This is a genomic window from Pedobacter sp. AC379 (assembly GCF_979258145.1).
In genome coordinates this window covers 5,544,255-5,557,498 of the sequence record NZ_OZ409839.1, presented here as the reverse complement: position 1 = coordinate 5,557,498, position 13,244 = coordinate 5,544,255, and the positions used below count along the sequence as shown (strand labels likewise).

The 13,244-nt window shown below is 37.0% G+C and carries 8 protein-coding genes; 3 read left to right on the top strand and 5 right to left on the bottom strand.

What is annotated here, in order from left to right:
* Positions 1 to 5 precede the first annotated feature (5 nt).
* Positions 6 to 1,523 carry a malate:quinone oxidoreductase gene (locus tag ACZZZW_RS23955; protein ID WP_463497241.1) on the top strand — a complete coding sequence of 506 codons (1,518 nt, stop codon included), beginning with the start codon at positions 6 to 8 and terminating at the stop codon, positions 1,521 to 1,523.
* A 1,391-nt stretch (positions 1,524 to 2,914) separates the two neighbouring features.
* Here the strand turns inward: ACZZZW_RS23955 and ytxJ are convergent.
* The 3 genes from ytxJ to ribH form a co-directional block, all read right to left on the bottom strand.
* Positions 2,915 to 3,247, bottom strand: a complete 333-nt coding sequence (ytxJ, locus tag ACZZZW_RS23950) for a bacillithiol system redox-active protein YtxJ (protein WP_055910188.1) — start codon at positions 3,245 to 3,247, stop codon at positions 2,915 to 2,917.
* Positions 3,248 to 3,335: 88 nt separating this feature from the next.
* Positions 3,336 to 3,458: a hypothetical protein gene (locus tag ACZZZW_RS23945; RefSeq protein ID WP_255352041.1), complete on the bottom strand. Its 123-nt coding sequence runs from the start codon at positions 3,456 to 3,458 to the stop codon at positions 3,336 to 3,338.
* Between the two features lie 53 nt (positions 3,459 to 3,511).
* Positions 3,512 to 4,003, bottom strand: coding sequence for a 6,7-dimethyl-8-ribityllumazine synthase (gene ribH / locus ACZZZW_RS23940; RefSeq protein WP_055910184.1), 492 nt, complete (start codon positions 4,001 to 4,003; stop codon positions 3,512 to 3,514).
* Between the two features lie 163 nt (positions 4,004 to 4,166).
* Between ribH and ACZZZW_RS23935 the strand changes: the two genes are divergently transcribed.
* Both ACZZZW_RS23935 and ACZZZW_RS23930 read left to right on the top strand, forming a co-directional pair.
* A complete protein-coding gene (locus ACZZZW_RS23935) occupies positions 4,167 to 9,662 on the top strand; it encodes an MG2 domain-containing protein (protein ID WP_463497236.1) in 5,496 nt (1,831 codons plus the stop codon).
* 30 nt (positions 9,663 to 9,692) lie between these two features.
* Positions 9,693 to 10,502, top strand: a complete 810-nt coding sequence (locus tag ACZZZW_RS23930) for an alpha-2-macroglobulin family protein (protein ID WP_463497233.1) — start codon at positions 9,693 to 9,695, stop codon at positions 10,500 to 10,502.
* A gap of 13 nt (positions 10,503 to 10,515) precedes the next feature.
* Here ACZZZW_RS23930 and ACZZZW_RS23925 read toward each other — a convergent pair whose 3' ends face one another.
* Together ACZZZW_RS23925 and ACZZZW_RS23920 are read right to left on the bottom strand one after the other, a co-directional pair.
* Positions 10,516 to 11,190, bottom strand: coding sequence for a LytR/AlgR family response regulator transcription factor (locus ACZZZW_RS23925; RefSeq protein WP_055910178.1), 675 nt, complete (start codon positions 11,188 to 11,190; stop codon positions 10,516 to 10,518).
* Positions 11,191 to 11,429: 239 nt separating this feature from the next.
* Positions 11,430 to 12,968 carry a sensor histidine kinase gene (locus tag ACZZZW_RS23920; protein WP_463497230.1) on the bottom strand — a complete coding sequence of 513 codons (1,539 nt, stop codon included), beginning with the start codon at positions 12,966 to 12,968 and terminating at the stop codon, positions 11,430 to 11,432.
* Between the last annotated feature and the right edge of the window lie 276 nt (positions 12,969 to 13,244).

Sequence of the window (13,244 nt, the reverse complement as noted above, 5' to 3'; positions counted from 1 at the left end):
GTAAGATGACAAAAAAGAAAAAGACAGTTGGTAAAACTGACGCAGATGTAATTTTAATAGGGGCTGGCATCATGAGTGCAACCCTTGGTGTTTTATTAAAGCAATTAGAGCCGAATCTAAGTATTGAGATTTACGAACGTTTAGATATTGCAGCAGCAGAAAGCTCTGATGCCTGGAATAATGCTGGAACGGGACACTCTGCTTTTTGCGAATTAAACTATACCCCTGAAAAGAAAGATGGCACAGTTGAAATTAAAAAAGCTGTTCAGATTGCTGAACATTTTGAGGTTTCAAAACAGTTTTGGTCTTACTTGGTAAATAAAGGACTGGTTTCTGATCCATGCAATTTTATCCGCAGCATTCCTCATATGAGTTTTGTTTGGGGTAAAAAGAATGTAGAATATCTTAAAAAACGTTACGATGCTTTAACGCAATGCGACCTTTTTAGCGATATGCAATATACCGAGGATACTGAACTTGTGAAAAGCTGGGCGCCATTAATTATGGACGGCCGTAAAAAGAACGAGAAAGTTGCCGCAACAAAAATGGATCTTGGTACCGATGTTAACTTTGGTACGCTAACCCGCGACATGTTTAACAACTTAAAGGAACAAAGTAATGTTAACCTATATTTTAACCACGAAATCCGCGACCTGAAAAAGAATAAAGATGGCAACTGGATTGTAAAGGTTAAAGATTTAGAAAGCGGAGACAAACGTAAGCGAGTAGCAAAATTTGTATTTATTGGCGCTGGTGGTGGTTCTCTGCCATTGTTAGAGAAATCTGATATTCCTGAAGGAAAAGGTTTCGGTGGTTTTCCGGTAAGCGGGCAATGGCTAAAATGTACCAATGAGGAAATTATCAAAAAACACCATGCAAAAGTATACGGTAAAGCTGCGGTAGGTGCGCCTCCAATGTCGGTACCACACTTGGATACCAGAATGATTAATGGTAAACAAGCGTTATTATTTGGTCCGTATGCAGGTTTTTCTACAAAATTCCTTAAAAATGGCTCGTTCCTGGATTTACCAAAATCAATAAAGTTTAATAACATCCGTCCGATGATATCTGCCGGATTACATAACTTAGATTTAACAAAATATCTAATTGAACAAGTAAGGCAATCGCCAGAAGATAGATTAGAAGCCTTGAAAGAATATTTACCAACTGCCGAACTTAAAGATTGGGAATTGGAATATGCCGGACAACGTGTTCAGGTAATAAAAAAGGATGAAAAACAAGGTGGCGTTTTAGAATTTGGTACAGAAGTAGTGAGCGCAGCCGATGGATCTATTGCGGCTTTATTGGGTGCTTCTCCTGGTGCATCAACCGCGGTATCAATTATGCTCGATCTGCTAAACCGTTGTTTCGCTGATGATTTGGCAACTGATGAATGGCAGGCGAAAATTAAAGAAATGATCCCGACTTATGGTAAATCACTCGCAGAGGATGCAGATCTTTGTAAAGAAACCAGAAGCAAAACATCAAAAGTTTTAAAAATAAAAACCACCGTAGTTGCTTAAGCAACAAAAATAAAATTTAAAAGGTTCCGATTTTATCGGGACCTTTTTTTTTGAAAAAAATCGACCTCTACCGTATTCTTCTGTATACCGAGGATGCGTCCCGCTGGGAAGGCTTGGTTTGAGAAAATATGATGTAGACCCGTAGTGTATTCCAAGGGCCTTTATTTATTGTGTAAAAAGATCAATACCAACAACCCACTCCCTTGGTCTGTGTCCTCACAGACCGAAACTTGCTATATCATCAATCGTTTGCATTACCAAACGTTCCTATGGAACGAACACAAATAACAAATTGTTATTTGCTACCGATGAGGCGTCCCGCTGGGACGGCTTAGATACTAAAAAAAAATAATGTCGACCCTGAGTGTAGTCGAAGGACCTTTAATTTATTTGTTAAAAAAGATCAATACCAACAACCCACTCCCGCGGTCTGGGTCCTCACAGACCGAAACTCTTGCTATATCATCAATCGTTTGCATTACCAAACGTTCCTATGTAACGAACACAAATAACAAATTGTTATTTGCTACCGATGATGCGTCCCTCTGGGACGGCTTGGATCCTGAAAAAAATTGTGTAAACCTTGAGCGTATTCCAAGGGCCTTTATTTATTGTGTAAAAAAGATCAATACCAACAACCCATTCCCTTGGTCTGTGTCCTCACAGACCGAAACTTGCTAAATCATCAATCGTTTACATTACCAAACGTTCTTATGGAACGAACACAAATAACACATTGTTATTTGCTACCGATGAAGCCTCCCGCTGGGACGGCTTGGATCCTGAAAAATATGGTGTCGCCTTTGAGTGTATTCCAAGGGCCTTTATTTAATGTGTAAAAAGATCAATACCAACAACCCACTCCCTCGGTCTGTGTCCCCACAAACCGAAACTCTTGCTGTATCATCAATCGTTTGCATTACCAAACGTTCCTAGGGAACGAACACAAATAACAAATTGTTATTTGCTACCGATGATGCGTCCCGCTGGGACGGCTAGGGTTGTGAAAAAAATTGTGTCGACCCTGAGTGTATTCCAAGGGCCTTTATTTATTGTTTAAAGGAGATCAATACCAACAACCCATTCCCTCGGTCTGTGTCCTCCCAGACCGAAACTTGATAAATCATCAATCGTTTGTATTTCCAAACGTTCTTATGGAACAAACACAAATAACAAATTGTTATTTGCTACCCAGGATGCGTCCCGCGGGCACGGCTAGGGTTGAGAAAAATATGGTGTCGCCCCTGAGTGTAGTCGAAGGGCATATTATTTGTTTCTTAAAAAGATTATATCAATAGCCCTTAGAATTTAACATAAAAAAAACGTCCAAAATTTATTTTAGACGTTTTCAATTCTGAACCAATTCAGGATTAAGATTTTGTTGTATTTAATTAAGCGGCGATCACTTCTGCAACTTCATCGGCAGAAATATCGCTGTGTGATGCTTCTAACACACAATCGCCATTTTTAATTAATAAAATTTGTGGCGATTGGTGTGCCACCTGAAATACCTCTGCAATCTTGTTTGAAATATCCCGGTAACTAATTAAATCTAAAAAATAGAGTTTTGTGTCAGCTGGAATAACTTCCCAATCAAACTCAAAATTCTTTTTGGCCATCAAGCTAATGGAGCAACGTGTACTGTGCTTAAATATAAGGCTAAAACCGCTCGCGTTTTTGATTTCATCAAGCTGTTCTATTGAAGTTAAGTTAACCCAAGTCATGATATTATATTATTGTTTTACAGAATAACAATTGCAGCTGAATAATGTTCTGCAAATGACCTGAATATGAGATTACAAATGAGTTAGATTAGTTTCTTCTGCGTTTACCTTCTGGGTAAGAGCCATAAGCAGGGCAAAGCTTAGAAGAACAAGATTCTAAAATGGTAATGGTGCTAAACACCGCCAATAGTAAGATGGCTACTTTTTTCATCGATCTGATAAATTTTAAACGTCTAAGGTACAAATATTTATTAAAAACCAAGTTTATATTTGTGCAGAAAAATCAGCCATCTTAATTGCAGTAATTGCGGCTTCATCGCCTTTATTACCATGTTTACCACCTGCACGATCTTGCGCCTGCTCTAAATTATTAGTAGTTAACACGCCAAAAATAACAGGTTTACTGTATTTAATGCCAACATTTGTTACACCCTGTGCAACCGCATCGCAAATAAAATCGAAATGTTTGGTGTCACCTTGTATCACACAACCTAAACAGATTACAGCGTCAATATCGCTTCTTTTACTTAATAAAATTTCTGCACCCACTGTAAGTTCAAAACTTCCCGGAACAGGTAAAGAGATTATATTTTCTTCTTTTACCCCGTTGGCCAACAAAGTTTTTAATGCTCCATTGTAAAGCGCACCGGTAATTTCGGCGTTCCACTCGGCTACAATAATTCCGAATTTATAGTTTGCTCCACTTGGAACTGTAGTATGAGAGAAATCTGATAGATTTTTTAATTGTGTTGACATAAGGGCAAAGATAATGTTATGCTGTGAATGTTAAAAACCTTAATGTTTGTTACTTGTAACATTTAACTGGTAATGTTTAGATTAGTAAGATAATCAGATAAATTTTAACGGCTTATGGAATTTCAGCATTCTGCCCATCTCTATTAAAACGCAAAATCATCTTATGAATTCATCATTACGTATAGCCGCATCATTCCTTTTTATCTTCTTATTATCATTTAATGCTTCTGCGCAGGTTAAATACACACTGGCCGATTTTGAAAAGGTAGATTTCATTGCAAACGAAGGCAAACCAAAAGATGCGCTTAATTTGATCGCAAAAATTAATAAGCAGGCGCAAAGTGATAACAATGCACCGTTGCTGATCAAATCTGTTATTTACAGAATGATGTTTCAAAGTTACCTGGAAGAGGATGCTTTTGATAAAATTTTGATTGATTTGCGTAAAGATATCAGCAATGCCAAGCAACCTGAAAAAAGTATTTTACAATCTCTTTTGGCTGAAACCTACTGGAATTATCTACAACAAAACAGGTGGCAGATTAATCAGCGTACACAGATAGAAGGCGATGTAAGTACCGACATTAAAACCTGGAGCATAAAAAAACTCAATGATGAAACGGTAAAATACTATCTGTTATCCTTAAAGGAGAGTGAGCTGTTGCAGCAAACAAAGGTTGATGTATTAGACGCTGTTTTGGCCGGAGATAAAAATAACCGAAAGTTCAGGCCAACATTATACGATTTACTTGCCCATCGTGCCATCGGTATTTTTAACAATACCCAACTTAACCTGACGCAATATGATGAGGAATTAATCAACATGAGTAATGTAGATTGGTTTGGAAACCACGAGACCTTTTTAGGAATGTCAATTCTGCCCGATAGCACATCCTTTAAACCCCAGGCTTTAAAATTATTTCAGCAGTTGATAAAATTTCATCAAAACGACAGCAATTTGTCGGCATTAGTTGATGTTGACCTAAAACGTTTAAAATTTGTAAAACAGAGTTTTAATGGCGATGGCTTAGAATTATATTATAATGCGTTGGATGTATTGGCCAAACAAGCTCAACAAACTGAAGTTTATGCCGATATTTTATACGAGCAGGCCGAAATTCGTAAAAATGCACAATTACCGGGCGATACCGACAAACAAAATCTGATCAAAGCTATAGCGTTGGCAGAAAAAGCGGTTGTTGCCTATCCGAAAAGTATTGGTGGGCATAATGCTGAAAACTTGATTAAAAAAATTCAAAGTAGCGAACTATCAGCTAAAACCAAAAGTTATATTTTACCTGATAAACCCTCACAACTCCATCTATCTTACAAAAATGTAGATACCATACAGTTTAGATTATTTAAAACACCTGAATTTGAGAATGAATATGAGCAGTTTAAATACAAAGCAGATTTTTTAACTTTCTTAACCAAAAATAAGGTTGTAAAACAATGGTCAGTTGTGGTTCCAAAAAGTACCGACTACCAAAGCCACACCTTGATTGATAAAATTGATGGGTTAGATTTAGGAGCTTATACTTTAATTGCCCAAGCCATTAACCCAAAACAAAAAGATACTGTTTACAGCAATATCAATTTCAAGGTTACTATAATGGCCGTAACCAACAGGCGCAATATCGAAAAACACGAGTATACAGTTTACCAGTTGAGTAACGGCGCACCCTTAAAAAATGTTAAAATTCTACAACGTAGATACAATTACAATACAAAGAAATACATCGATGGTGATTTAATGATCACGAATGATAAGGGTTACGCCAGTACAAATGAAACCGAAAATAACATGGCTTATGCATTGGTAACACATAATAACGAGGAATTGAAATTAAACATTAATAATTACAACAGTTATCGTGAGGATGTTGATCAGGAACGCATAATTCTTTTTACCGATAGGCCGATCTATCGTCCGGGGCAAACCATTTACTATAAAGGATTATGTTTAAGGTCTGAAAAAGGAAAAAATAAAATAATTCCAAATAAAGTGGTTGAGGTTTATTTTAAGGATGCCAATAGAAAAGAAATAACCAAAAATGAGGTTACCAGTAATGAGTATGGTACTTTTCAGGGTTCATTTACTATACCAATGGGTAAGCTAAATGGCAATATGGCAATTGTAACCACATATGGCAGCATTGGTGTACAGGTTGAAGAATATAAACGGCCAACATTTGAAGTGGTTTTCGATAAGCCAAACCAAATTTATAAACTTAACGATAGTATTAAAGTCCAGGGTAAAGCCACTTCCTTTTCAGGATATGCTGTTGGCAATGTGAAGCTTAGTTATAAAGTTTTTCGCAGGGCGATTTATGATGGCAGAATAGATTATTCGCAAGGTGACGCTATTTATGGAGCAACATTTTTTCAGCGGAAACAAATTGCCACCGGCAAAACGAGCACCAGGCAGGGCGGACAATTCGATATTAATTTTTTTGCGAAAGCAATCAATTTAAACCAAAATTACAGCTATGAAGTTGAAGTAGAATTAACGGACATAAATGGCGAAACCCGTACAAAATCAACAAGTATTAATGTGGGGCAAAAAGACATTAACATTAATATAGATACCCGGCAGGTAATTTATTTAAGTAGCAAAACTGACAGTATTCCATTTTGGGTAACCAATTTAAATAACGAACCGATAAAAGCCGATATCAAGGCAGAGTGGAGTTTACTCCAGGCCCCCTCAAGCCTGGTGAACAAAAGCCCTTTTAATGCCGAAAATTATACCATGAGCAAAGAGGAGTTTATTAAAAACTTTCCTGATCAGGAATATAATAATGAGTTGGAAGTAGCAAAATGGCCGATAAAATCAGTATCGCTGAAACAAAATTTAACCATTAAAGATGGTCGGGGGAATTTAACTTTAAATCAAAAAAATATAAAACCAGGTTATTACAAAATCAGTGTGTTGGCCATAAATGCTCAGAAAGATTCAATTAAAGTTGACAAATATTTAGTGGTGTATAATGAGCAACCAGCTGTAATACAGTCAAACATCGAATGGATTTCACCAGAGGTAAATGTAATCAAACCAACCGAAAGTGCGGTTTTTAGATTGGCCGGACTTGCAGAAAATACCATTGCCTATTATGAGGTTTATTATTGCGATAGCATTGCCGAAAAAGTTTGGATTAACCTATCGCCAAAGCAGCATATTGTTAAAATTAAACCCAATGCTGTTTATAAAGATGGATTTGCCGTACAATTTACAATGGTTTACCAGGGAACGATTTACCAATCGATGCAACAGGTACGCATTACCAACCCTGCAAATGAATTGAACATTCAATTTTTAACCTTTAGAAATAAACTGCAGCCAGGTGAAAAAGAAAGCTGGAAATTACAGATCAGCAATAAAAATGGCGAAAAGCAAATGGCCGAAATGGTGGCTACACTTTACGATGCCAGTTTGGATGATTTTAAAAGGATGGATTGGAACACGCAGTTGACCAGCGGCTTTAACTATTATTTTTACAACTGGAATTTTAATGCCAATGATATTACTAACCAGGGTTATTTATGGTTTTTAAGAACCCACAAAAATTATACTGTAATTGAACGTTGGTATGAAAACCTTAATTTATTTGGCTACAATTATTATGGAGGCTACAACAACAGTTACGAAAATTATATAAACAGTTTACATAAACCTAAAATAAAAGGTTTGTCGGCAGGGGCGAAACAGAAACTGGCAGCATTAGAAAAAGGAAAATCGGTTTATGGAGTGGTATTCGACAGCGAGAATGAAACACTGCCAGGTGTACAGGTAAGCGCTGGTAAACGTGTAACAAATACAGATAATGATGGTATTTACATTATTGAAGCCAAAGCAGGAGAAAAATTAAACTTTGCTTTTATAGGGTTTAAAAATTATGCTGTTAATATAGGCAGTAAAAAACGCGTTGATGTAATTTTAAAAGAAGATAGGCAATCGTTAAACGAAGTTATGGTTGTGGGCTATGGCGAGCAACGAAAGAAAAGTGTAACTGGCTCTGCTGTACAGATAAGAGGTGTTTCTGCTTTGCAGGGAAAGGTTGCCGGGTTGAATGTAGCGGCACCAATGGCTGAATCTGCAGTAGCACTGAATGATGAATCTAAAGATCCAACACTGCGTCAGGAAATTGAATCCCTTAAGAACAAAAATATAACCTTACGCACCAATTTTAACGAGCTTGCATTTTTCTATCCACAATTACTCACCGATGCCAAAGGTGAAATTAAGATAGAATTTACCATTCCGCAGAGTTTAACCCGTTATAAAATGATGGGCTTTGCACATACCAAAGATTTAAAAACCGCATCCATTACCAAAGAACTTGTTACCCAGAAACAATTGGCTATTGCCATCAATGCACCACGCTTTTTCCGTGAAGGAGATACCATTTTATTAAGTGCCAAGCTAAACAACCTAGCAGGAAAAAAACTTATGGGCAATGCCAGTTTGGAGCTAACTGATGCTTTAACCGCGAAACCGATCAGGATTTTTGCAATTAATGAAAAAACAGAGCAGAATTTCGTGGTTGATGATGCCGGCAACACCGTTTTAAAGTGGAAATTAATTATTCCATCAGGGATTAGCGCCATTACCTATAAAGTTGTGGCGCAAAGTGGCAAATTTAGCGATGGAGAAGAAAATACCATCCCGGTATTAGCAAACGCGATGCTGGTTACCGAAAGCATGCCTATAAATGTACGCGGCAATACCACAAAAATTTTCGATTTCGAAAAGCTAGAAAAATCCGGCAGTTCGAAAACCTTACGCAACCAGAGTTTAACTTTTGAGTTTACATCCAACCCTGTTTGGTATGCCGTGCAGGCCTTGCCTTATTTAATGGAATACCCTTATGAGTGTGCTGAGCAAACTTTTAGCAGGTTTTATGCCAATAGTTTTGCCACCGGAATTATCAATTCAACACCAAAAATTAAAACTGTTTTTGAGCAATGGCAAAATACCAATAACGGGGAGGCATTATTATCCGATCTGGAAAAAAATAAGGAATTAAAATCTATTTTGTTGGAAGAAACGCCGTGGGTACGCAATGCAGACAACGAGGCAGCGCGTAAAAAACGTTTGGCTATACTTTTCGATTTAAACCGAATGACTTACGAATTGAAAAACAATTTCGAGAAGCTGGAGAAAATGCAGTTCAACAATGGTGCTTTCCCATGGTTTACCGGCATGCAGGAAGATAGATACATTACACAACACATTGTATTAGGAATGGGCCAGTTAAAAAAATTGAAAATGATTGACGAAAAAGCCTATCCGAATTTTAATGTGATGTTGAATAAAGCCATTATTTATTTAGATGCAAAGTTTGTTAATGATTATAAAGATGAAGTGAAGGAAAAACGTTTTGGCTACTTACCATTACACTATCTTTTTGCCAGAAGTTATAGCAATCAAAAAAATACCACTGCCGATTTTACAAAAGCCAAAGATTTCTATCTCCATAAATTAGTCGCCAATTGGAAAACCTTCGATACCTACCAACTGGCACAGGCTGCTTTAGTTTTAAACAGAAACGGAAATACTGAAGAAGCTAAAAAAATAATCACCTTATTAACGCAAACTGCTCAACAAAGCGACGAAATGGGCATGTATTGGGCTAAAAATCAAGCAGGCTGGTGGTGATACCAAAATCCGATAGAAACACAGGCACTATTGATTGAAGCTTTCGGCGAGGTGGCAAATGATACCAAATCCGTAGAGGAGATGAAAATCTGGCTGCTTAAAAACAAACAAACCAACGATTGGAAAACCACAAAGGCTACTACTGCGGCATGTTATGCCTTGTTAATGAACGGAACAGATTTATTGGCAGAAAGTAATGAGCCAGAAATTACAATAGGTGACCAGAAACTGGCACAATTGCAAGAACCTATCCCGATAAAAGAGGCTGGCACAGGTTATCAAAAATTAACCATCCCTGGTATAAACGTGAAGCCGGAAATGGGTAGGGTAGCGGTTAAAAATAACAACCAAACCATTGCCTGGGGTGCTATGTATTGGCAGTATTTCGAACAGCTGGATAAAATTACACCTGCAAACACTGGTGTTAAAATTAAAAAAGAGCTGTTTATTCAGAAAGCAAGTAATAAAGGAGACATTTTAACGCCATTAACTTCTGCCAATGTATTGGCTCCGGGCGATTTATTAAAAGTACGCATCGAAATTTACTGTGATCGTGACATGGAATATATTCATTTGAAAGATATGCGTTCATCGGGCTCTGAACCTATAAATGTAATTTCAGGATATAAATATCAGGATGGACTTGGTTATTATGAAAGTACAAAAGATGCATCAACCAACTTCTTTATCAGTTACATGCCAAAAGGAACCTATGTATTCGAATATCCATTGCGGGTAACGCATGCAGGAAATTTTTCAAATGGAATTACCAGCTTGCAAAGTATGTATGCACCAGAATTTACCACACATTCTGCTGGGATAAGGGTTACGGTAAAATAAATGAATTACCTTGTTAAGGTAACTGAATACCGCCATAAGTGGCCCCGATGGGAATAATTTTCTCTCCAATCCAAATTTGGCTGCGGTCAAATTTGGATATTTTGTTTTTGGCCACAATAAATGCACGGTGGCAGCGGATAAAATCAGCTTTTGGCAGCAGTTCTGCAAGATCGTTAATGGTTATTCGTGAACTTAAAAGCTTGCCGACAAGTTTAATCTGTGTATAATTTCCTGAAGCTTCTACATATAGGATTTCGTTTAATTCCACCTTAATTTGTTCATAACCATCTTTTACAAATATGTATGCTGTTTTAACTTCTAGCCTTTGATTTCGCAGATTAAAGAGTTCTTGTGCTTTGTTACAGGCTTTTAAAAAGCGCGAAAGTGAAAAAGGTTTTAACAAATAATCAACAGCATCAAGTTCAAAACTTTGAACGGCATGTTCGGTATAAGCAGTGGTAAAAATAACCATGGGTGGTTTGCTCAAACTTTTTAAAAAATCTATACCGCTAATGTCTGGCATTTTGATGTCGAGAAAGATTAAGTCAACCTTATTGTGCTGAAGGTAAGTAATTGCCGCAAAAGCATCCGTAAAAGTTTGCTGCAACGTTACAAATGGAACTTTTGAGGCGTGCGATTTTATAATATCGAGTGCAATGGGTTCATCATCTATAGCAATGGCAATCATTTTTTTATTTGTTCTTTGTGTTTGTTAGGCTTTTTATTATGCTGAAGAAGGAGAAGCATCTCCAACCGATTATCACTGATCTAACGACGTTCGCCTGTTGCTTTTCTGTAATTCAAGCCAGTTTTCATCGTTAAAAGATCCTTCATTGCATTCAGGATGACAGCACCAATTTAAATTCAATAATAAGAATTTTTACTAACAAATTGTCCTCATTTAGCCTCTGCTCGGATTGTACTGCCTTAATCCAACTGTAAGGTTAAATGAACAAAAAACTCATTGGCACTCTCCCGAATAATTAGTTCATGCTTCTCATAATAAAGTAACGATAAACGTTGTTTTACATTCTCCAATCCGATACCGCTTTTTAACTTTTCGGGGTCGTTATCGGCTTTAATATAAATGCTATTGCTTACATCGAAATATAATGTGCTTTCTTTAGTTTGTAAGGTTATTTTAATATACGAGGGCTGTTGCAAACTGATTCCATGTTTAAATGCGTTTTCGATAAAAGGAATTAACAGCATTGGTGTAATCTGTAAATTGTTCAGTTGTTCTTCAATGTGTGTATCAATCTTAATGTCTCCTGATCGTGAGGTGCGAAGTTTTTGTAAATCGATATAATTGTTCAGATACTCTACCTCACGGGTGAGCGAAATTTTATCCTGTGTATTTTCGTGGAGCATGAAACGCATCATATCACCAAGTTTCTGGATTCCTTCACCTGTACGTTCTGCATTTTCCTGCAAAGCGGTTCCGAAAAGTGTATTTAGTGCATTAAATAAAAAATGTGGATTGATCTGTGATTTTAAGAAATTCAGGTTAGCATCCGATTTTCCCAGTTCCGTTTTAAGCATTTGTATTTCACTCAGTTTCTCGAATTTATGTTTGTATATATACCAGGCTAAGGGGGTGGTAATACAGATTAAGCAAATGGCATTTAATATCAGGGCAATCGGGATGGCATTACGGTTGCGCATAAACGCAACTAAAACAATTAATAAAAGCATCGAAACAATGATGGTAATGCCCACATTTCCCCAAAAATATCTTGCAAAACCCTTAAAATTTTTTCTCAGGTTTGGGATGATGTAATAAATGGCACAAAATGCAACGAAAATATTTACCGGTGGAACAATCACCCAGATCACCAGCAACTCATAATCTATTCTTACCGAAAGTACGGCTGCAAATATCATTAGCGTTATCAGCCAGATTTTGGTTGATGTAAAAAGTTCAGGAGTGATATTGTCGTTATAACCTTTTAAAATTGGGATTCTTTTCAGTAGTTCTAATCCCTGCTCATTAAAATAGGCATAAATGTTAAACAGTAAATAAATGAAAAAGATATAGGTAAAAGCTTCACCGAAAAATATATCATAGGCGCGCTCTATGTCATCATATTCTACCAAACGGTATGCTTCTGAGTAGGTGTTGGCTATCATCCAGGCCAGGATAGAAATGAAGATAACAGAAACGGTTAAAATCACATTCATGATGATGTTCCGCTTTCTTGCCAAATGGGGCATCGAAACAAAATTGAAAAACAAAAAACTAAAGTAGAGAATGCTGATTTTAACGATTTCGGGCAGAAAGAAGTTTTGCATTACGCTATAATCGAGCGAGTTTTCCGAAAAACGGTACGAGCCCCCGGAGCCATAAGTGGTTTGCGTACAGATACTGATCAGCGCAAGGATATATAATGTTGTGGAAATCCAAAATTCAAGCTGATTAATACTTTTGGATTTGATTGATGAGGGGTTGCCAGATAGAATTACCATTTCATTTATTTTATGCTGCAATTTTACGAAGAGTATCTACATCAATATTTAAAATGTGATGGAAGTGCTAAAAAATGTGACGAATGAATAGGGTATTCAGGATGGTAGAGTTGTCAACTTTCATCGCACGCTCGCTAGAAAGTTGACAACTCTTGATGTGTAGTCACATGTTACCATCTGGCTAATTTTAGGTTAGTAATTGATATTAATGCGAGTGTAGAATAGTAATAACTCACACCGCCAACCGAATACCCACCACCGATAAACAATTTTACT